21 protein-coding genes and 1 tRNA gene are annotated in these 19,468 nt (G+C 71.3%); 14 read left to right on the forward strand and 8 right to left on the reverse strand.

Annotated features, from left to right (window positions below; genetic code table 11):
- Positions 1-4: 4 nt before the first annotated feature.
- Positions 5-1,285, reverse strand: a complete 1,281-nt coding sequence (locus ACIGO6_RS16235; RefSeq protein ID WP_399876098.1) for an MDR family MFS transporter — start codon at positions 1,283-1,285, stop codon at positions 5-7.
- Positions 1,286-1,439: 154 nt separating this feature from the next.
- Here ACIGO6_RS16235 and ACIGO6_RS16240 point away from each other — a divergent pair, with 154 nt between their 5' ends.
- Together ACIGO6_RS16240 and ACIGO6_RS16245 are read left to right on the forward strand one after the other, a co-directional pair.
- Complete coding sequence (locus ACIGO6_RS16240; protein ID WP_043381926.1) at positions 1,440-2,201, forward strand: phosphoglyceromutase; 762 nt, start codon at positions 1,440-1,442, stop codon at positions 2,199-2,201.
- Between the two features lie 151 nt (positions 2,202-2,352).
- A complete protein-coding gene (locus tag ACIGO6_RS16245; protein WP_399876101.1) occupies positions 2,353-2,727 on the forward strand; it encodes a DUF1330 domain-containing protein in 375 nt (124 codons plus the stop codon).
- Positions 2,728-2,753: 26 nt separating this feature from the next.
- Here ACIGO6_RS16245 and ACIGO6_RS16250 read toward each other — a convergent pair whose 3' ends face one another.
- Positions 2,754-3,311 carry a DinB family protein gene (locus ACIGO6_RS16250; protein WP_399876103.1) on the reverse strand — a complete coding sequence of 186 codons (558 nt, stop codon included), beginning with the start codon at positions 3,309-3,311 and terminating at the stop codon, positions 2,754-2,756.
- A 146-nt stretch (positions 3,312-3,457) separates the two neighbouring features.
- Here ACIGO6_RS16250 and ACIGO6_RS16255 point away from each other — a divergent pair.
- Positions 3,458-3,532: transfer RNA gene (locus ACIGO6_RS16255), tRNA-Trp, on the forward strand.
- A 13-nt stretch (positions 3,533-3,545) separates the two neighbouring features.
- On the opposite strand, the gene ACIGO6_RS16260 is transcribed toward ACIGO6_RS16255, so the two are convergent.
- Positions 3,546-4,415 carry a GyrI-like domain-containing protein gene (locus tag ACIGO6_RS16260; RefSeq protein WP_399876106.1) on the reverse strand — a complete coding sequence of 290 codons (870 nt, stop codon included), beginning with the start codon at positions 4,413-4,415 and terminating at the stop codon, positions 3,546-3,548.
- Positions 4,416-4,711: 296 nt separating this feature from the next.
- Here ACIGO6_RS16260 and ACIGO6_RS16265 point away from each other — a divergent pair, with 296 nt between their 5' ends.
- The 3 genes from ACIGO6_RS16265 to ACIGO6_RS16275 all read left to right on the forward strand — a co-directional run bounded on the left by ACIGO6_RS16265 (position 4,712) and on the right by ACIGO6_RS16275 (position 7,383).
- Positions 4,712-6,097 (forward strand): FAD-binding oxidoreductase, encoded by a 1,386-nt coding sequence (locus ACIGO6_RS16265; protein ID WP_399876109.1) that lies wholly within the window; start codon positions 4,712-4,714, stop codon positions 6,095-6,097.
- Between the two features lie 44 nt (positions 6,098-6,141).
- The gene (locus ACIGO6_RS16270) at positions 6,142-6,969 is read left to right on the forward strand and encodes an alpha/beta fold hydrolase (RefSeq protein ID WP_399876111.1); all 828 of its coding nucleotides are present in this window, start codon (positions 6,142-6,144) and stop codon (positions 6,967-6,969) included.
- An 87-nt stretch (positions 6,970-7,056) separates the two neighbouring features.
- A complete protein-coding gene (locus ACIGO6_RS16275) occupies positions 7,057-7,383 on the forward strand; it encodes a GYD domain-containing protein (RefSeq protein ID WP_399876113.1) in 327 nt (108 codons plus the stop codon).
- Between the two features lie 40 nt (positions 7,384-7,423).
- Here ACIGO6_RS16275 and ACIGO6_RS16280 read toward each other — a convergent pair whose 3' ends face one another.
- The 4 genes from ACIGO6_RS16280 to phoU form a co-directional block, all read right to left on the reverse strand.
- Positions 7,424-7,768, reverse strand: a complete 345-nt coding sequence (locus ACIGO6_RS16280) for an SCO4225 family membrane protein (RefSeq protein WP_399876116.1) — start codon at positions 7,766-7,768, stop codon at positions 7,424-7,426.
- A 120-nt stretch (positions 7,769-7,888) separates the two neighbouring features.
- Positions 7,889-8,137, reverse strand: coding sequence for an SCO4226 family nickel-binding protein (locus ACIGO6_RS16285; RefSeq protein ID WP_399876119.1), 249 nt, complete (start codon positions 8,135-8,137; stop codon positions 7,889-7,891).
- 129 nt (positions 8,138-8,266) lie between these two features.
- Positions 8,267-8,422, reverse strand: coding sequence for a hypothetical protein (locus ACIGO6_RS16290; RefSeq protein WP_399876122.1), 156 nt, complete (start codon positions 8,420-8,422; stop codon positions 8,267-8,269).
- A gap of 125 nt (positions 8,423-8,547) precedes the next feature.
- Entirely contained in the window at positions 8,548-9,237 is a 690-nt protein-coding gene (phoU, locus tag ACIGO6_RS16295; protein WP_399876124.1) for a phosphate signaling complex protein PhoU, read from the reverse strand.
- Positions 9,238-9,459: 222 nt separating this feature from the next.
- On the opposite strand from phoU, the gene ACIGO6_RS16300 reads away from it, so the two are divergent.
- The gene (locus tag ACIGO6_RS16300; protein WP_399876127.1) at positions 9,460-10,731 is read left to right on the forward strand and encodes a sensor histidine kinase; all 1,272 of its coding nucleotides are present in this window, start codon (positions 9,460-9,462) and stop codon (positions 10,729-10,731) included.
- The gene (locus tag ACIGO6_RS16305; protein WP_399876129.1) at positions 10,728-11,411 is read left to right on the forward strand and encodes a response regulator; all 684 of its coding nucleotides are present in this window, start codon (positions 10,728-10,730) and stop codon (positions 11,409-11,411) included. Before ACIGO6_RS16300 ends, ACIGO6_RS16305 begins: the two co-directional genes overlap by 4 nt.
- A gap of 93 nt (positions 11,412-11,504) precedes the next feature.
- Here ACIGO6_RS16305 and ACIGO6_RS16310 read toward each other — a convergent pair whose 3' ends face one another.
- Positions 11,505-12,257, reverse strand: a complete 753-nt coding sequence (locus tag ACIGO6_RS16310; protein WP_399876132.1) for a DUF461 domain-containing protein — start codon at positions 12,255-12,257, stop codon at positions 11,505-11,507.
- Positions 12,258-12,890: 633 nt separating this feature from the next.
- Between ACIGO6_RS16310 and ACIGO6_RS16315 the strand changes: the two genes are divergently transcribed.
- The 6 genes from ACIGO6_RS16315 (at position 12,891) to ACIGO6_RS16340 (ending at position 19,393) form a co-directional block, all read left to right on the forward strand.
- Positions 12,891-13,373, forward strand: a complete 483-nt coding sequence (locus tag ACIGO6_RS16315) for a CarD family transcriptional regulator (protein ID WP_003953493.1) — start codon at positions 12,891-12,893, stop codon at positions 13,371-13,373.
- Between the two features lie 261 nt (positions 13,374-13,634).
- Positions 13,635-14,411: a 2-C-methyl-D-erythritol 4-phosphate cytidylyltransferase gene (gene ispD / locus ACIGO6_RS16320; protein ID WP_399876135.1), complete on the forward strand. Its 777-nt coding sequence runs from the start codon at positions 13,635-13,637 to the stop codon at positions 14,409-14,411.
- Positions 14,401-14,922 carry a 2-C-methyl-D-erythritol 2,4-cyclodiphosphate synthase gene (ispF, locus tag ACIGO6_RS16325; protein ID WP_399876137.1) on the forward strand — a complete coding sequence of 174 codons (522 nt, stop codon included), beginning with the start codon at positions 14,401-14,403 and terminating at the stop codon, positions 14,920-14,922. Before ispD ends, ispF begins: the two co-directional genes overlap by 11 nt.
- 143 nt (positions 14,923-15,065) lie before the next feature.
- Positions 15,066-16,466, forward strand: coding sequence for a cysteine--tRNA ligase (gene cysS / locus ACIGO6_RS16330; protein WP_399876140.1), 1,401 nt, complete (start codon positions 15,066-15,068; stop codon positions 16,464-16,466).
- 134 nt (positions 16,467-16,600) lie between these two features.
- Positions 16,601-17,542 carry a 23S rRNA (guanosine(2251)-2'-O)-methyltransferase RlmB gene (gene rlmB / locus ACIGO6_RS16335; protein ID WP_399876142.1) on the forward strand — a complete coding sequence of 314 codons (942 nt, stop codon included), beginning with the start codon at positions 16,601-16,603 and terminating at the stop codon, positions 17,540-17,542.
- Between the two features lie 132 nt (positions 17,543-17,674).
- The gene (locus ACIGO6_RS16340; protein WP_399876145.1) at positions 17,675-19,393 is read left to right on the forward strand and encodes a DoxX family protein; all 1,719 of its coding nucleotides are present in this window, start codon (positions 17,675-17,677) and stop codon (positions 19,391-19,393) included.
- Positions 19,394-19,468: the final 75 nt, after the last annotated feature.

Here is a 19,468-nt window from a genome sequence, read left to right on the forward strand (position 1 = left end):
GCCGTCAGGCGCTGGTGGCCTCGGCCGTCGCGGGAGCGGGCGCTGCGGCACCGTCGGAGGCCACCTCCGTGGTGTCCTCGGGCAGCCCGCGCATGAGCCCCCAGTACCCGGCCGCCGCCACCGTACCGACGACGGCGCACACGCCCCACAGCCACTCGGCGCCCCAGCGGTCGATGACGAAGCCGGACATCAGCGGGGCGACGAGGGAGGCGACCGCCCAGGACATCGTGTACATGCCCTGGTAGCGCCCGCGCCCGTGCACCGGGGAGAGCCGGACCACGAGCCCGGTCTGGGTCGGCGCGTTGACGATCTCGGCCAGCGTCCACACGCACACGGTGAGCGCGAACACGCCGACCGACCCGGCGAACGCGGTGAGCCCGAAGCCGTACCCGGCCAGCAGCGCCGAGCCGACGAGCAGCAGCCGCGGGTCGCGGTGCTCGATGAACCGGGTGACGGGAATCTGGAGCACGACGATCAGCACACCGTTGACGGCGATCGCCATGCCGAAGTCGGCGGGCGTGAACCCGGCCTCGCCCATGGCCACCGGCAGCCCGACGTAGGCCTGCTGGAAGATCAGGGCGATGAGGAAGGACAGTCCGACGACACTCATGTACCGCCCGTCGCGCAGCACGGTCCCCAGGGAGACGGCCGTGTCCTTGTCGGAGACGTCGGCGGGGCCCTTCTCCTGTTCCGGCCGCGACTCGGGCAGCTTCACGAAGACGAGGACGGCGCAGGCCATGGTCATGCCGGCCTCGATCAGGAACCCGGCGAGATAGCTGACCTCGGCGATGAAACCGGCCGCCATGGAGGAGATCGCGAAGCCGAGGTTGATCGCCCAGTAGTTGAGCGAGAAGGCCCGGATACGGTCCTCGGGGCGCACGATGTCCGCCATCATCGCCTGCACGGCGGGCCGGGAGGCGTTGCTCGCCATGCCGACCAGGAAGGCGACGGCCGCGATGGCGACCGGGTCCCGCATGAAGCCGAGCAGCGCGACGGACAGCGCGGTGGAGGCCTGCGCCACCAGCAGCGTCGGCCGCCGCCCGAGCCGGTCGGTCATCACCCCGGCCCCCAGCGAGGACACGACCCCGCCGAGCCCGTGCAGGGCGGCGACCAGACCGGCGTACGCGGCGGAGTAGCCGCGGTCGATGGTCAGGTACAGCGCCATGAACGTGGCGACGAAGGCACCGAGCCGGTTGACCAGCGTGCTGGTCCACAGCCACCAGAACTCGCGGGGGAGCCCGGAGACGGTCTCGCGCGCGGCACGTCTCAGTCCGGCGACTGACATGGGACCCCCGTAGAGCAGATGTAAGCGGCTGGAGCGGTGATCACAACTTACGAACGGGGCGATCCGGAAGCCACTCAATTAACACTTCTCGTCAACCGTCCGCCCACCGGGCGCCCCGCGCGGTGGGACAACGGGTTCGATTACGCTCGGACCCATGGCCGACGCACCGTACAAGCTGATCCTCCTCCGCCACGGCGAGAGCGAGTGGAACGAGAAGAACCTGTTCACCGGCTGGGTGGACGTCAACCTCACCCCCAAGGGCGAGAAGGAGGCGACGCGCGGTGGCGAGCTGCTCAAGGACGCCGGCCTGCTGCCCGACGTGGTCCACACGTCCGTCCAGAAGCGCGCGATCCGCACGGCCCAGCTCGCGCTGGAGGCCGCCGACCGCCACTGGATCCCCGTCCACCGCCACTGGCGCCTGAACGAGCGCCACTACGGCGCCCTCCAGGGCAAGGACAAGGCCCAGACCCTCGCCGAGTTCGGCGAGGAGCAGTTCATGCTGTGGCGCCGCTCCTACGACACCCCGCCGCCGCCGCTGGACCGCGACGCCGAGTACTCCCAGTTCTCCGACGCCCGCTACGCGATGCTCCCGCCGGAGCTGCGCCCGCAGACGGAGTGCCTCAAGGACGTCGTCGGCCGCATGCTGCCGTACTGGTTCGACAGCATCGTCCCCGACCTCCTGACCGGCCGCACGGTCCTGGTCGCCGCCCACGGCAACTCGCTCCGCGCCCTCGTCAAGCACCTCGACGGCATCTCCGACGCCGACATCGCGGGCCTGAACATCCCGACCGGCATTCCGCTGTCCTACGAGCTCGACGCCGAGTTCAAGCCGCTGAACCCGGGCGGCACGTACCTGGACCCGGACGCGGCTGCGGCGGCGATCGAGGCCGTGAAGAACCAGGGCAAGAAGAAGTAGAAGACGTGATCGTGCCCCGTCCTGCGTGAACAGCGCGGGGCGGGGCGTTTTTGACGATTACTCAGGAGGTAATCGCCCTCTTCCGTCGCTCCTGGCTACGTTTCCTGTCGTCGCCCCGCCCCTGGGGTGAACGGAACGAAGGAGCCCGACCGTGTCCGCCTACGGCTTCGCCCATCTCCGCAGCCGGCGCCATCACGCCGACATCATCGAGTACCTGGAGCGCATCCAGGCCACCCTCGACCCCTTCGCGGGCCGCTTCCTCATCCACGGTCCGCCGGCCGAGGTGGTGGAGGGCACGTGGCCCGGCAGCATGGTGCTGATCGAGTTCCCCGGGCCGGCAGAGGCCCGTGCCTGGTACGACTCGCCCGCCTACCGGGACATCCTGCCGCTGCGTACCGAGCACATCGAGGGCGATGTGCTGCTGATCGAGGGCGTCGGACCGGACTACGACCCGGCCGAGCGGGCCGGCAAGCTGCGCGCCGAGGCCGAGGCCGAGGCCGAGCAGGCGGGGCGGCCGGCCGCATAGTCAGGTGAGGGGCGTCTGGCGGGGCGTCAGCCCATGCTCTTCGCGCCGTCCAGGGACTCCCGGACGATGTCGGCGTGGCCGGCGTGCTGGGCGGTCTCGGCGACGATGTGCATCAGCACCCGGCGGGCCGACCACTGGGCGTCGGCCTCGAACCACGGGGCCTTCGGGAGCGGCCACGCGGCGTCGAGGTCGGGCAGGGTCGCGACCAGGTCGTCGGTGCGGCGGGCCACCTCGGCGTAGTCGGCCAGTACGCCGGTCAGCGTCTCGCCGGGCAGCATCCGGAACTCGTCCGCCCGTCGGGCCCAGTCGGCCTCGGTCATGGCCGTGAAGTCGCCCATCGCCGAAGGGCCCTCCAGGATGAAGTCGACCCAGCCCCGCTCGACCGACGTCACGTGCTTGATCAGGCCGCCGAGGCACAGCTCGCCGGCAGTGGTCCGCAGCCCGGCCTGCTCGTCGGTGAGGTCACGGGTGGTGAAGCGCAGGAAGTGCCGGTGCTTGGCCAGCACCTCCAGCAGGTCGGCGCGCTCACCGGTGGCGGTCGTCGCGGTGGCCGCATCGCGGGTGGTCTGCTCGTTGGAGGTCATGGTCTCCGCCTTCCGGTGTTCCTGCTCCGTCGGTGTAGGAAGACGCTATGAGGGATCGAGGTCAGAGTGTGTCCTAGTTGGTGCGGGCCACGCGCGGTTTCTCGCGCGACCGTCCCGCCCTCAGCCGTTACGATCGCGGCCAAGGGCGGGACGTAGCGCAGTGGTCGACGCGAGCGGTCTCCAGAACCGCGAGGACGCCGGTTCGAATCCGGTCGTCCCGCCCCCTCGCGGGATTCAGGCGGGCTCTACCGGGAGCCACAGTTCGCAGGTCGCGGTGGAGAAGTCGTCCGCGCGGTCCAGGACGGCGACGATCGACGGGCCCGGGCGCAGGCGCCAGGGGTTGGAGGGGAACCACTCGGTCGCGGTGGCCGCCCAGGTCGTCTGGAGGGTTTCCGGGTAGGGGCCCGCGCTGCGGAAGACCGCCCACGTGCCGGCCGGCACCTCGATGGCGTCGAGGTCGTCGGGGACCGAGGTGTCACCGGAGACGGCCACGCCGTGCAGGTAGGTCAGTTCGCTGCCCTCCGAGTTGTCGGGGACCAGGTCGTCGCTGACCTGGAGCAGGCCCGCCGGGTCGGTGTCGCCGAGGGACTTCAGACGGGCGTGCTCCTCCTGTGGCAGCGCGGCGATGTGCTGCTGGATGTGCGGGTTGACGCCCTCGTGGATGAGGGGTACGCGGGTCGCGTGGCCGACCAGGCGGAAGGCGGGGCGGTCGGCGAAGCGGGTGTCCATGGGGGTGTTCCCTTCGACGGTCAGGCGGAACCTGAGCTGCGGCTGTGTCCGAAGGGGGCCTCCGTCGCGGCGTACGTCGCGCGGGGCGGCGCCGTGGACCGTCCGGAACGCGCGTCCGAACGCCTCCGTGGAGCCGTACCCGTACCGGACGGCGATGCTCAGCAGATCGTCCTCGCCCCGTACGACGTCGGCGGCGGCGACGGTCATGCGGCGCCGGCGGACGTACTCCGACAGCGGCATGCCCGCCAGCGACGAGAACATCCGGCGCAGGTGGTACTCGGTCGTGCCGAGCGTTCCGGCCAGTGCGGTGACGTCGAGCTCCTCGCCGAGGTGGTCCTCGACCAGGTCGACGAGCTTGTTCAGTGCCGAGATCACGAGACCTCCTTTCGGCTTCAACCGTGGCAGAGGGCACCCCTGCGCCGCCCGATCGCTGCTGTCCGGTCCGATCGGTCGGTGCCCGGAGACCTCACCTGCGCGTTCGGCGCGAGTGAGGGGCATCCTCTGCCTGGACGTTCTTCCGGCCGGGGCACGAATTGCACGGCTCGGCAATCGGCGGGAGGCTGGTCACGTCAGCCTTGCGGCGGCCGATTGCGCATCGGCGGCCGACGCTGCGACCGGAGGGGCAGAGGCCGGTGGGGATGAGGCGCCTCGCCTCCTCCAAGGAGACTGCCATGCAGAATGCAACCCTGGAAGCGATGCAGACCGCGCTGCGCGGGCCGGTCATAGGCCCGCAGGACGCCGAATACTCCCAGGCCCGCAAGATCTACAACGCGATGATCGACAAGCGTCCCGCCGCCATCGTGCGGTGCAGGGATGCCGCGGATGTCATGTCCGCCCTCACTTTCATCCGGGACGACGGCCTGGAACTCGCCGTCCGGGGCGGTGGACACAGCGGCCCCGGCCTCTGTCTGGTGGACGGTGGCGTCACCATCGACCTCTCGCCGATGCGCTGGGTACGTGTCGACCCCGTCGCCAAGACCGCCCAGGTCGGCGGGGGAAGCCGGCTCAGCGACCTCGACCACGCCACCCACGCCTTCGGGCTCGCCACACCCACCGGCATCATTTCGATGACCGGGGTCGGGGGCCTGACCCTCGGCGGCGGCCACGGCTACCTCACCCGCAAGTACGGCCTGACCGTGGACAACCTGCTGGCCGCCGACGTCGTGCTGGCCGACGGCAGTTTCGTCAGCGCCAACGAGACCGACCATCCGGACCTGTTCTGGGCGCTGCGCGGTGGCGGCGGCAACTTCGGCATCGTGACCTCCTTCACCTACCGGCTCCACCCGGTGGACACCGTCGGTGGCGCGATCACCGTATGGCCGGTCGATCGCACCCGCGAGGTGCTGGCGTGGTACCGCGACTTCCTCCCGCAAGCACCTGATGACGTGTACGGCTTCTTCTCGCTCTTCGTCATTCCGCCCGGCCCGCCGTTCCCCGAAGAACTCCACGGGCGGAAGATGTGCGGCATCGTGTGGTGTTACACCGGTGATCCGAGCCGCTTCGAAGAGACACTCACGGCAGTGCGGGAGCCCGGACCGCCGGCCTTCCACTTCACGGCACCGATGCCCTACCCCGCGTTGCAGGGCATGCTCGACGACGTGATCCCCACCGGGTACCAGTGGTACTGGCGCGGCGACTTCTTCGACCGCATCCCGGATGCCGCCATGGACGTGCACCTCAAGTACGGCCAGAACATCCCCACCCAGCTCTCGCTGATGCACCTCTACCCGGTCGACGCGGCCGCCCACCGGGTGGGCCGGGACGACACCGCGTGGAGCTACCGCGACGCCGTCTGGTCCGGCGTCCTGGCCGGCATCGACCCCGACCCGGCCAACGCCGAGGTCATCAGGCAATGGTGCGTCGACTTCTGGGAGGAGCTGCACCCGTACTCCATGGGCGGCTCGTACGTGAACTTCATGGGTGCGGGCGAAGGCCAGGAACGGGTCCGGGCCACCTATCGGGACCACTACGACCGGCTCGCACAGGTCAAACGGACGTACGACCCGGACAACATCTTCCACGCCAACCAGAACATCAGGCCGGCCCAGCGGCGATGACCACCGGGCCTTGCCGTCCGCGCCCCGGTCACCGAGGTGTGTTCATGGGTGAGTACGTCGAAGCCAACGGAACCACGATCTGGACCGAGAGCCGTGGCCAAGGGCCCGACGTCCTGCTGATCGCGGGGCTGAGCGACGCCGCCGAGGCGTGGCAGGCGCAACTCGACGGGCTGTCCGACCGGTACCGGGTCATCGCCTTCGACAACCGGGGGGCGGGGCGGACGCCGCTGCCCGACGGGCCCATGTCCTTGGCCATGATGGCCGACGACGCCGCGGAACTACTGCGGCTGCTCCGGGTCGAGGAGGCGCACATCGCCGGCTTTTCGGGCGGCAGCGCGATCGCGCAGGAGTTGGCACTCCGTCACCCGGAGGCCGTCCGCAGCCTCGTTCTCATGAGTACCTGGGCACGGGCAGACGCCTACTTCACCGCCATGACCCGCTTCTGGCACTGGCTGGTGACGAACGCGCCCGACGAGCGCGCCATGCTCGAGGCGTTCTTCCTCTGGATCTACACGCGACGAGCCCATGCCGACGGCACGGTGCAGCGGATCATCGGCGAAACGCTCGCCTTCCCGTACCCTCAGTCCGCCGAGGCCTTCCAGCGCCAACTGGAGCCGTTCACGCGGCACGACACGCTCGACCGGCTGCCCGGCATCACCGCACCGACCCTCGTCCTGGCCGGGGAACAGGACATCGCCACGCCGCCGCGCCTCGGGCAGGTGGTGGCCGACGCAGTTCCCGGCGCACGCTTCGAGGTCATGGCGGGGGAGGCCCACCAGCCGTTCCAGGAGTCCCCGGACATGTTCAACGCACGGGTCGAGACCTTCTGGCGCGAGGTCGACGGCGTCCGCCGCGAGCGCGGGTCCCTATGAGTGAATCCGGTCCGTCCGTGAGTAGCCGCCGACGCGGCAGAGGGAATGCCCTTGCACATCACACCGGGCAAGCGATGTGCAGGAGGCATGACCGTGCCGAAGTACCTCATCCAGGCCGCCTACACGCACCAGGGCACGAAGGGGCTGCTCAAAGAAGGCGCGAGCGGACGTCGCGCCGCGGTCGAGCAGGTCGTGACCGGTCTCGGCGGGGAGGTGGAGGCCATGTACTTCGCCTTCGGGGAGCACGACGTCGTGCTCGTCGTCGACTTTCCCGATCCGATCTCCATGGCCGCCGTCAGTCTCACCGTCAAGGCCAGCGGCGCCCTCCACACCCGGGCCACCCCGCTCCTCACGATCGACGAGATCGACGAGGCCGCGCGCCGGCAGGTCACCTTCCGCGCTCCCGGCGCGTGAGCATGCCTCGACGGCGGGGTGCCTTGTCGTTTCCCCGGACTCAGCCGGCCGTGGTCAGCCGCCCCCGGCGGTGCCCCCGCAGGGCCCGCCAGGCCGCACCCAGGGCCAGGGACTGGACGAGGGCCGAGAGCACGATGCCGCCGACGAAGAACCAGGCCGGGGCGTCGCCGCCCCACCCGGCCTCGCCGAGCCACGCCACGAAGCCGAAGGCCGGGAAGGTGAACAGGGCCGGCCAGACCCAGATGAGCGACGCGTCCGGGTTGCTCGTGAACAACGGCTCCGCCGCGGCGACGGCCATCGCGCCGCCGACCAGGGCGAGGTAGACCGCCGAGGCGCGGTTGGCGAAGGTCAGGCGGGTGAGGGTGCGTATCGGGCTGGTCTTCATCGGTTCTCGGTCTCCCCGGGGTGTCGTCCCGTCGTCCTACCGTCGTCTTCCTGTCTCCAGGGTCGGACGGAGACGGGTTCCCCGGCCTGAGTACCCGTACTCAGGTCGCCGTGGGGAGACTCAGATCGACAGCGGTACCTCGTGGATCTCGTCCGCCTTGTGGCCCGCGCGTTCGTGGACGCGCTGGACCGCGTCGGCCGACGGGGCCTCGGAGAGGCAGTAGACCGTGCCGGAGGCCGGGTCCGCCCACGCGTGCTCGAAGTGGACGTCCTCGTCCTTCTCCACGGCCAGGTCCGCCTGGTGGGCCTGGTGGAGCTGGTCCGACGTGATGCCGTGCATTCCGCGGTGCACGTCCATGTAGTGAGCCATGGCCTCGCACCCCCTTCAGGGTCTCCCTTCCAGGGTGCGCCCATACGGCGGCCGGGGCGAACCCGACCGCCGTACCCTGCCTGTCGCTCTACTGTCGCGCTGCCGGTCCTGCTGCCTGCCGCTACGGCGTCAGCCGCACTGGCAGGGGTTGCCCGACTGGCACCCGCAGCCGCAGCCCGCACCGCAGCCGCACGCGGCGATCAGGGGCAGGCTGCGGATGTCGGTGGGCTGTTCGGTCCGGCGTTCCTGTGCGGGGTCGGGTGTCGTGCTGGGGGAATCGGCCATGGGTTCCTCCTGAGGGCTGGTGCCTGGGCCCATTGCACGCCCCGAACGGCAGTCGCATCAACGGCGCACTGGGGCGACAGTGCGCGCCCCCGTCCCGCTCCGTCGCGCTCCCGCCCCCGCGCGCGTCAGGCGCCCTCGACCCCCGTCACCGGCTGGATGTCGGCCTGGAGCTCGTCCGCGTGCTCGCCGGTGACCAGATACACCACCCGCTTGGCGACCGCGACGGCGTGGTCGGCGTAGCGCTCGTAGTACCGGCCCAGCAGCGTCACGTCGACGGCCGTCTCGATGCCGTGCTTCCAGCGGTCGTCCATCAGGTGCTGGAAGAGGGTGCGGTGCAGCAGGTCCATCGCGTCGTCGTCCTGCTCCAGCTGGAGCGCCAGGTCGACGTCCTTGGTGATGATCACCTCGGCCGCCTTCGCCATCAGGCGCTGCGCGAGCTGGCCCATCTCCAGGATGGTGGCGTGCAGGTCGTGCGGCACCGCACGCTCCGGGTAGCGCAGCCGGGCCAGCTTGGCCACGTGCTGGGCCAGGTCACCCGAACGCTCCAGGTCGGCCGACATGCGCAGCGAGGTGACGACGATGCGCAGGTCCGTCGCCACCGGCTGCTGCCGGGCCAGCAGGGCTATCGCCCGGGCCTCCAGGTCGTGGTGGAGCTCGTCGACCTTCTGGTCGCCCTCGATCACGGCCTCGGCCAGCTTGAGGTCGGAGTCGAGGATGGCGGTCGTGGCGCGCCCGATCGCCGACCCGACCAGCCGGGCCATCTCCACCAGACCGTCGCCGATCGAATCCAGTTCCTCGTGGTACGCGTCCCGCATCAGGAATCCTCTCGTACGTCCAATGAGGGGGGCTCGTGGTGGCTCACACCGGCTCGCACCCCTCGCCGTGCCCCCACGCTTACACGTTCCGGCCTGTACGCGTCCGTTTCCGGCACCGCACATGAACCATCACTGGCTCCAAGGTGAACTCTGGGCGACGAGTGTTCGAGCTCGCACCCCGATGGCTGGGGCGGGACCGTTCGCCATGCCTAACCTGGACTCATGGACGTGAACGCGGCGGTCGCCGCAGCGGCAGCGATCGCCGGAGTACTCACCGGCGTCATCGCCATGCTGGCGTTCCGCTGGAGCGAGCGCGACCAGAAGCGGCCCACCCGGACCTCCCTGCACACCGACCCGGTGCTCCCGCCCGGCGTCGACACCGTCCTGTCCGTGCTCCGCTCCTCCGCCGTCGTCCTCGACGAGGCCGACGCGGTGGTCAAGGCCAGCTCGGCGGCGTACGCCCTCGGCCTGGTCCGGGGCGGCAAGCTCGCCGTGGAGCCCATGCTCCAGATGGCCCGGGACACCCGGCGGGACGGGGAGATACGTCAGGTCGAGCTGGATCTGCCGAGGCGGGGGACCGGGCGCGGCGAGGCCCTCGCCGTGTCCGCGCGCGTCGCGCCCCTCGGGTCCCGGCTGGTGCTGCTGCTCGTGGAGGACCTCACCGAGGCCCGCCGCATCGAGGCCGTACGGCGCGACTTCGTCGCCAATGTGAGCCACGAGCTGAAGACCCCGGTCGGTGCGCTCTCCCTGCTCTCCGAGGCCGTCATGGACGCCTCGGACGATCCGGAGGCGGTGGAGCGGTTCGCCGGGCGCATGCAGATCGAGGCGACCCGGCTCACCAACCTCGTGCAGGAGCTCATCGACCTCTCCCGGGTCCAGAACGACGACCCCCTCGACGACGCCGAGCCCGTCCGGGTGGACGAACTGGTCGCCGAGGCCATCGACCGCTGCCGGCAGGCGGCCGGCACCAAGCAGATCACCATGGCCGCCGGAGGAACGGCGGATCTGCACGTACGCGGCAACCGCGGCCAGCTCGCCGCCGCGCTCGGCAACCTCGTCGAGAACGCCGTCAACTACTCGCCCGCCCGCACCCGCGTCGGCATAGCCGCCCGGCGCGTGGGCGCGCCCGGCGGCGACCTGATCGAGATCGCCGTGACCGACCAGGGCATCGGCATCTCCGAGAAGGACAAGGAGCGCGTCTTCGAGCGCTTCTACCGCGTCGACCCCGCCCGCTCCCGGGCCACCGGAGGCACCGGGCTGGGGCTCGCGATCGTCAAGCACGTGGTCGCCTCGCACGGCGGGGAGGTCACGGTGTGGAGCGCCGAAGGCCAGGGCTCCACCTTCACCCTGCGACTGCCGGAGTCGGGCCCGTCCCGCGACCGCGCACAGCAGCGGCCCGACCGCGCCGGACTCAGCGCCGAGACCGAGCGGTCCCCCTCATCCCCCCATACATCCCCGTACGAAACGCTTCCCGCCCCGGAGGTCCTTCCGTGACCCGTGTGCTCGTCGTCGAGGACGAGGAGTCCTTCTCCGACGCCCTGTCGTACATGCTCCGCAAGGAGGGCTTCGAGGTCGCCGTCGCGACCACGGGGCCCGACGGACTCGACGAGTTCGAGCGCAACGGCGCCGACCTCGTCCTCCTCGACCTGATGCTGCCCGGCCTGCCGGGCACCGAGGTGTGCCGCCAGCTGCGCGGCCGCTCGAACGTCCCCGTGATCATGGTGACCGCCAAGGACAGTGAGATCGACAAGGTGGTCGGGCTGGAGATAGGGGCCGACGACTACGTCACCAAGCCCTTCTCCTCCCGCGAGCTGGTCGCCCGCATCCGCGCTGTACTGCGCCGCCGCGGCGACGGCCCGGAGCCGGACGCCCCCGCCGCGCTGGAGGCCGGCCCGGTCCGCATGGACGTCGACCGGCACGTGGTCACCGTCGGCGGCACCAAGATCGATCTGCCGCTGAAGGAGTTCGACCTCCTGGAGATGCTGCTGCGCAACGCCGGCCGCGTGCTGACCCGCATGCAGCTGATCGACCGGGTGTGGGGTGCCGACTACGTCGGTGACACCAAGACCCTCGACGTGCACGTCAAGCGGCTGCGCGCCAAGATCGAGCCCGACCCCGGCGCGCCGCGGTACCTGGTGACGGTGCGGGGGCTCGGGTACAAGTTCGAGCCGTAGAGCGGCCGGCGCGCCGGCGCCCGGGACGTACGACGAAGGGCGGGACCTCCCGGGAGGTCCCGCCCTTCGTCATGGCGCCACGGGGATCGGGGCTCAGTGGCCGGCCTCGGCCTCGCCGGTGCCCTCGCCGTTGGCCTCGTCCGTGCCCGTGCCCGTTTCGGTACCGGTCTCGTCCGTGCCGGACTCGTGCGTACCGCTCTCGTCCGTGCCGGACTCGTGCGTACCGCTCTCGTCCGTGCCGGACTCGGCGTGCCCGGAGGTCTCGCCGTCGGACGGCTCGCCGGAGGCCTCCTGCGACGGCTTCGCCGACGCGCCGGGCGCCGCCGGGACGTCGGTCGGGCCCCACTCGGAGAAGTAGCCCTCGGCGGGGACGACGAACGCGCGCAGGCTCACGTCGCCGGTCTTGCTGAAGGTGAAGGTGATCTCCTGCGCGTTGCCGTCCTTGACGGCCTCGCGGCTGCTGGGCAGGACGGCGGAGGCGTTGCCCTCGCCGCCGAGGATCAGGGAACCGCCGGCCGGGACAGTCAGGTCGCCCTTCTCGCCCTTCGCGGGCTTCAGTTCGGCGGACTTGCCGGTGCCGGCCACGGTGATGGACTCGAGCTTCTGGTCGGTCCGGCCGTTGTTGAAGAGGGTGGCGGAGATGACGGCCGGGCCGGTCGACTCCAGGTCGGGCTGCGTGATGACGACGGCGTTCTGGACCTTGATGTCGCCGACGGTCGTCGCCGCGTTGTCCGGCTTGATCTCCAGCGTCTGGGCGTTGTGGCCGGCGCCGCACGCGGCGAGCGAGGCGATCGAGAACGCGATGGCGGCGGCGGCGAGGGCGCCGCGTCGAAGGCTGCTGCTCACGGCGGCGGCAACTCCTTGGACTCGAGCGGGGTGGCGGCGTCGGATAAAGCCGCCCTAAGTGGCTGTCAGCGGCTTCAGGCTACCGAGCCGTTCGCGGGCCGCCGCACCCGACCCTCCCCCAAGTGGCCCGGCTTCGCCCGGCAGGGGGTAGGCCGGGACCTCCGCGGTGCCGGCCCCGGTCGCTTTGCGGCGCGCCCACTCGTCGGTCATTCGGATAAGAAGAAGCACCGCGATACGGGCTGCCCATCAGTACACGAAATTTCCGTGAAGGAATGCGCGGACGGCCAGGAAATTGATCACCGAAGGGTCGGTCGGGGGTGCTCCGTGATCAATTTCGGATTCGTCCGGAAGCCCGCCCCGGGCACCGAACGGAGTAGCGGAAGTCGCACGCGTGGAACCGGACATACGGGGAACTTCGGACAGGTGGGAGGGCCTCCGGATGTGTGTGACGTGCGTGTTTCGCCCGGCCGGAAGAGCCGGTCCGACCTGCGAATACCTTCTTCCGTGCGCCCGGCGCAGCACGTTCCTGTTGCTGTTGTCAAGCCCCGAGATATGCCCTGACCTGCGAAAACGCCATTCAGAAGACGCCGTATCCGTGTTACCCTGGATAGCCACGGAAGGGGTACCTGTCACATGACGTTCAAGGTTGGCGACACCGTGGTCTATCCCCATCACGGGGCCGCGCTGATCGAGGCTATCGAAACTCGCCAGATCAAAGGCGTGGACAAGACCTACTTGGTGCTGAAGGTCGCCCAGGGCGACCTGACGGTACGTGTGCCAGCGGACAATGCGGAGTTCGTCGGCGTGCGTGATGTGGTCGGTCAGGACGGGCTGGACCGGGTCTTCGAGGTGCTGCGCGCGCCGTATGCCGAGGAGCCCACGAACTGGTCGCGTCGTTACAAGGCAAACCTGGAGAAGCTCGCCTCCGGCGACGTCATCAAGGTCGCGGAAGTCGTGCGCGATCTGTGGCGCCGGGAGCGCGAGCGCGGACTCTCCGCCGGTGAGAAGCGCATGCTCGCCAAGGCCCGCCAGATCCTGGTGAGCGAGCTGGCCCTCGCGGAGAACACCAACGAGGACAAGGCGGAGGCCCTGCTCGACGAGGTGCTCGCCTCCTGAGACGAGGCGCAGCCCGCTGCCCGCTCGGTTCAGCGCACTGAAATGCCGCGGTGCCCGATGACATCCTTGCTGTCGCCGGGCGCTGCGGCATGTTCGTACCCGGATCACCGCCCCGGGACGCCACCGTCTTCCCGGGTACTGGCGTGCCGGGCCCGGGCAGCAGGCTCGACCGGGGTCACGGAAGGGTCCGGTCAAGGCGTCGCGCCCGGCACGGTGAGGCCATACCCAACTAGGTCGAGCACACAAACCTGACAGGAACCGATGTCTGACGAATCGCGTCCCTCGCCCGCAAGGACGTCCCCCGACGCCCGTACGAACGCCCGGACCGCGGCCGTCATTCCGGCCGCCGGCCGGGGTGTGCGCCTCGGACCGGGCGCCCCCAAAGCACTCCGTGCGCTGGGCGGCACGCCCATGCTCATCCACGCGGTCCGCGCGATGGCCGCCTCCCGCGCGCTCTCCCTGGTCGTCGTCGTCGCCCCGCCCGACGGCGCGGCCGAGGTCAAGAGCCTGCTCGACGCGCACGCCCTGCCCGAGCGGACGGACTTCCTCGTCGTGCCGGGCGGCGAGTCGCGGCAGGAGTCCGTACGGCTCGGCCTGGAGGCCCTGCCGCCCGAGTACGACATCGTCCTCGTGCACGACGCGGCCCGGCCCCTGGTGCCGGTGGACACGGTGGACGCCGTGATCGAGGCCGTACGGGACGGCGCGCCCGCCGTCGTGCCGGCGCTGCCGCTCGCCGACACCGTCAAGCAGGTCGAGCCCGCCGCCGTACCGGGAGAGCCGGAGCCGGTGGTGGCGACGCCGGAACGGGCGCGGTTGCGTGCCGTGCAGACGCCGCAGGGGTTCGACCGGGGGACGCTGGTGCGCGCCCACGAGACGGTGACCGGCGACGTCACCGACGACGCGAGCATGGTCGAGCAGCTCGGCTCGGCCGTGGTGGTCGTGCCCGGGCACGAGGAGGCGTTCAAGGTGACGCGGCCACTCGACCTGGTGCTCGCCGAGGCCGTGCTGGCCCGCAGGAGGCTGAACGATGGGTTCTGAGACGGACGGGACTGCTGGGACTGACGGGCTTGTGGTGCTGCCGCAGGTCGGGATCGGTACGGACATCCATGCCTTCGAGGACGGGCGTGAGCTGTGGTGCGCCGGTCTGAAGTGGGAGGGCGAGGGGACCGGGCTGGCCGGGCACTCCGACGCGGACGTCGTCGCGCACGCGGCGTGCAACGCGCTGTTCTCGGCGGCCGGGCTCGGTGACCTGGGGCAGCACTTCGGCACCGGGCGGCCCCAGTGGTCCGGGGCGTCGGGGGTGACGCTGCTGACGGAGGCGGCGCGGATCGTGCGGGAGGCCGGGTTCCGGATCGGGAACGTCGCCGTGCAGGTGGTCGGGCCACGGCCGAAGATCGGCAAGCGGCGCGACGAGGCGCAGCGGGTGCTGTCCGCGGCGGCAGGGGCGCCGGTGTCGGTGTCGGGGGCGACGACGGACGGGCTGGGCTTTCCCGGGCGGGGGGAAGGGCTGATGGCGGTGGCTACGGCGTTGGTGGTCCGGGTCGGGTAGACGTGCGGGGCGCGGGGCGGTGCGGTGCCGTGCGGGGCTCCGCCCCCGGACCCCGGCCTGTGCCCACCCGCCACCCGACTCGCTCGGCCGGAAAGCGGGCATGTGCGCCCGTTGCACTGGTCGGCGCCTACTACCCTGGACTCGTGACTATTCGCCTGTACGACACCAGCGCCCGGCAGATCCGTGACTTCGCCCCCCTCACGCCCGGGTGTGTCTCGATCTACCTGTGCGGTGCCACCGTGCAGGCCGCCCCGCACATCGGGCACATCCGGTCGGGGCTGAACTTCGACATCATGCGCCGCTGGTTCGCGTACCGCGGCTACGACGTCACGTTCATCCGCAACGTCACCGACATCGACGACAAGATCATCAAGAAGGCGGCCGACCAGAACCGCCCCTGGTGGTCCATCGGGTACGAGAACGAGCGGGCGTTCAACGACGCCTACGACGCCCTCGGCTGCCTGCCGCCCACCTACGAGCCCCGCGCCACCGGCCACATCACCGAGATGGTCGAGATGATGCGCGGCCTCATCGAGCGCGGCCACGCCTACGAGGCCGAGGGCAACGTCTACTTCGACGTACGGTCCCTGCCCGGGTACCTCTCGCTGTCCAACCAGGACCTCGACGAGCTGCGCCAGCCCTCCGGCGAGGGCGAGACCGGCAAGCGGGACCCGCGGGACTTCGCCATGTGGAAGGCGGCCAAGCCCGGGGAGCCGAGCTGGGAGACGCCGTGGGGGCGGGGGCGTCCCGGCTGGCACCTGGAGTGCTCCGCGATGGCGCACAAGTACCTGGGGACCGAGTTCGACATCCACGGGGGCGGGATCGACCTGATCTTCCCGCACCACGAGAACGAGATCGCGCAGGCCAAGGGGTTCGGCGACGCCTTCGCCCGGTACTGGGTGCACAACGCCTGGGTCACCATGAGCGGCGAGAAGATGTCGAAGTCGCTCGGCAACAGCGTGCTCGTGAGCGAGATGGTGAAGAAGTGGCGGCCGGTCGTGCTCCGGTACTACCTCGGCACCCCGCACTACCGCTCCACCATCGAGTACAGCGAGGAGTCCCTGCGCGAGGCCGAGTCGGCGTACGCGCGGATCGAGGGCTTCGTGCAGCGCGTCACCGAACTGGCCGGCCGGACCGTCGAGCCCGCCGCCGAGGTGCCGCCCGCCTTCGCCGAGGCGATGGACGACGACCTGGGCGTCCCGCAGGCGCTCGCCGTCGTGCACACCACCGTCCGGCAGGGCAACAGCGCGCTCGCGGCCGACGACAAGGAGGCCGCCGTCGGGCGGCTCGCCGAGGTGCGCGCCATGCTCGGCGTACTCGGCCTGGACCCGCTCGCCCCGCACTGGGCGGGGGAGCAGGAGCAGGGCGAGGACCTGCGGCACGTCGTCGACAGCCTCGTACGCCTGGTCCTGGACCAGCGCGAGGCGGCGCGGGCGCGGAAGGACTGGTCCACCGCGGACGCCATCCGCGACCAGCTCAAGGAGTCCGGGCTCGTCATCGAGGACAGCCCGCAGGGGCCCCGCTGGAGCCTCGGCTCCCGCTGACCCGGCGGGGCGTCGACGTCCTGTCCCGTAGATCGATTGTGCCGCCCGGCCCTCCGGGCGGCACACTGCATGAGACGCACCATCCACACGCAAGCACCACGCACACTCCCGTAGAGAGCGGAGACAGGTAACTCATGGCCGCGAACAACCGCCGCATGTCCGGCAAGAAGGGCGCGCAGGTCGGCAGCGGCGGCAAGCGACGCCGGGGCCTGGAAGGCAAGGGGCCGACGCCCCCCGCCGAGATGCGCAAGGGGCACGCCAAGCAGCGCGCCGCAAACGCGAAGGCGCGCCGCGCCACGGGCCGTCCGCAGCAGCGGCGCGGCGGCGGACGCTCGGCGTCCGAACTCGTCGTCGGCCGCAACCCCGTCTACGAGGCACTGCGCGAAGGCGTGCCCGCCTCGACCCTCTACGTCCAGCAGTTCATCGACAACGACGAGCGGGTGCGCGAGGCGCTGCAGCTCGCCGCCGAGCGCGGCGGGATCAACCTCATGGAGGCGCCGCGCCCCGAGCTGGACCGGATGACCAACGGGCTCAATCACCAGGGGCTCGTCCTCCAGGTCCCGCCGTACGAGTACGCACACCCCGAGGACCTGGTCGCCGCCGCCCACGACGAGGGCGCGGACCCGCTGATCGTCGCCCTCGACGGCGTCACCGACCCGCGCAACCTCGGCGCCGTCGTCCGCTCCGTCTCCGCCTTCGGCGGCCACGGCGTCGTCGTGCCCGAGCGGCGCGCGGCCGGCATGACGGCGGGTGCCTGGAAGACCTCCGCCGGTACGGCCGCCCGTACGCCGGTGGCCCGCGCCACCAACCTCACGCGCGCCCTGGAGGCCTACCAGAAGGCCGGCATCACGGTCGTCGGCCTCGCCGCCGACGGCGAGGTCGAACTCGGCGAGCTGGAGGCCCTGGACGGCCCGGTGGTCATCGTGGTCGGCAGCGAGGGCAAGGGGCTGTCGCGGCTGGTCGGCGAAACGTGCGACGTCCGGGTGCGGATCCCGATGCCCGGTGGCGCCGAGTCGCTCAACGCCGGTGTCGCGGCGGGGGTCGTGCTGTACGAGGCGGCCCGTCGGCGGGCCTGAGCAGGCGGGCAGGTGTTCGGCTCGGTCCCCCGGACGGGGTATTCCGGGGGGTCCGGGGGAGCTTGACGCGGTCCGGACAGATCCGGGCGGTCAAGGCAGTGTCCTAACGACCCATCACTCGGTTAGTTGAGCGTGGACACCAGAACACCCCGCACTCCCACGGGGGACCGCTCGTCGGGAATCGACGACGCTCCCGCGCTGAGCATGGTGAAGGTGCCGAGCGATCCGGCCCAGGTCATCGTCAATCACGCGAGCTTCCGCGTGCAGCTCGGCGCCTCCGCGCGGCCTGTCCGGTCCCCGCGGATCGCTCGGCACTTGAGCGCCACCGCCCAGGACACCGCCCGCATGCCCGTCGCGGGCGTCGCGGGCTCCGCCACCCCGGCCGCGCCCCGGCGCCGCGCCGTGATCTGGAGCGGACGCTCCGACCCCGACGACACCGGCGCCCACCGACTGCTCCAGGCGGTGCGCGCCGGAGCCGGCCGCCACGCCGAGGACCCGACCGCCGACGCCGGAGCCACCCAGGTCATCCCCCGCGTCCACAACGACGGATACGGCGGGTACGACGACGGCCCCGAAACCCTCGAAACCCCCCTCGTCGGCCCCCAGCGCGGCTCCGCCCCCCGAGGGGCCCGACTGCTGCCCGCCATGCGGACCGTCGGCAGCGCGTACGACGAACCCGCCTACACCGGCGAGGACTTCGACACCACCACCGACCCCGCGCACGACTACTACGACTACGACTACTACGACGACACCACCGACGACGCCACCGACGGCACCGGACCGCGCTCCAGGCGCCACGCCGAAGACCCCGCGCGGCACGCCTACTTCCCCGGCCGCCGCATGAACCTCGGCGTCGTCCTGCTCCCGCTGCGCGTCTTCCTCGGCTGCATCTCCATCTACGCCGGCATGGGCAAACTCTGCGACCCCGTCTACTTCGACGGCGGCGAACGCGGCTCCATGGTCAAGTGGCTCAACACCCTGCACCCCTGGGACGTCGCCGAGCCGCTGCGCCAGTTCGCCCTCGCCCACCCCGTGGGCGCCGGACTCGTCATCGCCTTCCTCCAGGTGATCGTGGGCGTCCTGACCGTCCTGGGCTGCTGGCAGCGCGTCTCCGCCGTCATCGGCGCCGGCCTGTCCGCCGCGCTCCTCGTCACCGTCAGCTGGAAGAGCGTCCCCGTCTACGACGCGCCCGACATCATCTACCTCGCCGCCTGGTCCCCGCTGATCATCGCCGGTGCCCCCGTCTACTCCGTGGACGGCCGGCTCTCCGGCAGCGCCTGGCGCCGCCTCGGCCCCCGCGCCGACATCTGGGACCTGCGCCGCTACGTGCTGCGCCGCGGCGCCCTCGTCACCTTCCTCGTCGTCGGCGTCACCCTCCTCGTCGGGTCGCTGCTCGGCGGCGCCGTACGGGACTCCAGCCGTGTGACCGTCCCCGGGCCCGGCGAGGCACCGCGCAACGAACTGCCGGGCAGCCCGCTCCCGCAGGAGCCCGGCACGCGGAAGCCGAAGACCCCCGAGGCCTCCGCCTCACCCACCCAGGGCGCCACCAGCGGCACGGCCTCACCCTCCACCGACGCCGCGACGACCCCGGGAGCGACCCGCGCCACCGGCGGCGCCACCACCGCCGGCACCCCCAGCCAGACCCAGGGCACCACGGGCCAGGCACCGCCGCAGCGGCAGTCCTCCCCGGCCGACCAGGCCCCCAGCACGTCATCGGGACCGTCCTCCGGCGGTGCCACGAGCGGCGGCAGCGGCTCGACCGGCGGCACCGGGAGCGGCAGCGGGGACGGCGGCTCCTCCTCCACGGGACAGCCGGGCAGCCGCCTCGTGGGCGGCCTCCTCGGCTAGGGCCCGTCGGGCGGACCCTCAGCGGCCCGCCGTACAGATGCCGAAGGGCCCCGCACGGACGACGTGTGGGGCCCT

Origin of the sequence: Streptomyces sp. NPDC053750, assembly GCF_044544295.1 — a bacterium.
Classification (GTDB): Bacteria; Actinomycetota; Actinomycetes; order Streptomycetales; family Streptomycetaceae; genus Streptomyces.

Excerpts from the sequence above, each read along its gene's own strand:
- ispD (WP_399876135.1), top strand. The coding sequence starts at position 13,635 with ATGTCTGACGAATCGCGTCCCTCGCCCGCAAGGACGTCCCCCGACGCC.
- ACIGO6_RS16250 (WP_399876103.1), bottom strand. The coding sequence starts at position 3,311 with ATGACCTCCAACGAGCAGACCACCCGCGATGCGGCCACCGCGACGACC.
- ACIGO6_RS16280 (WP_399876116.1), bottom strand. The coding sequence starts at position 7,768 with ATGAAGACCAGCCCGATACGCACCCTCACCCGCCTGACCTTCGCCAAC.
- ACIGO6_RS16265 (WP_399876109.1), top strand. The coding sequence starts at position 4,712 with ATGCAGAATGCAACCCTGGAAGCGATGCAGACCGCGCTGCGCGGGCCG.
- ACIGO6_RS16290 (WP_399876122.1), bottom strand. The coding sequence starts at position 8,422 with ATGGCCGATTCCCCCAGCACGACACCCGACCCCGCACAGGAACGCCGG.
- ACIGO6_RS16235 (WP_399876098.1), bottom strand. The coding sequence starts at position 1,285 with ATGTCAGTCGCCGGACTGAGACGTGCCGCGCGCGAGACCGTCTCCGGG.
- ACIGO6_RS16240 (WP_043381926.1), top strand. The coding sequence starts at position 1,440 with ATGGCCGACGCACCGTACAAGCTGATCCTCCTCCGCCACGGCGAGAGC.
- ACIGO6_RS16300 (WP_399876127.1), top strand. The coding sequence starts at position 9,460 with ATGGACGTGAACGCGGCGGTCGCCGCAGCGGCAGCGATCGCCGGAGTA.
- ACIGO6_RS16315 (WP_003953493.1), top strand. The coding sequence starts at position 12,891 with ATGACGTTCAAGGTTGGCGACACCGTGGTCTATCCCCATCACGGGGCC.
- rlmB (WP_399876142.1), top strand. The coding sequence starts at position 16,601 with ATGGCCGCGAACAACCGCCGCATGTCCGGCAAGAAGGGCGCGCAGGTC.
- ACIGO6_RS16275 (WP_399876113.1), top strand. The coding sequence starts at position 7,057 with ATGACCGTGCCGAAGTACCTCATCCAGGCCGCCTACACGCACCAGGGC.
- ispF (WP_399876137.1), top strand. The coding sequence starts at position 14,401 with ATGGGTTCTGAGACGGACGGGACTGCTGGGACTGACGGGCTTGTGGTG.
- ACIGO6_RS16285 (WP_399876119.1), bottom strand. The coding sequence starts at position 8,137 with ATGGCTCACTACATGGACGTGCACCGCGGAATGCACGGCATCACGTCG.
- phoU (WP_399876124.1), bottom strand. The coding sequence starts at position 9,237 with ATGCGGGACGCGTACCACGAGGAACTGGATTCGATCGGCGACGGTCTG.
- ACIGO6_RS16270 (WP_399876111.1), top strand. The coding sequence starts at position 6,142 with ATGGGTGAGTACGTCGAAGCCAACGGAACCACGATCTGGACCGAGAGC.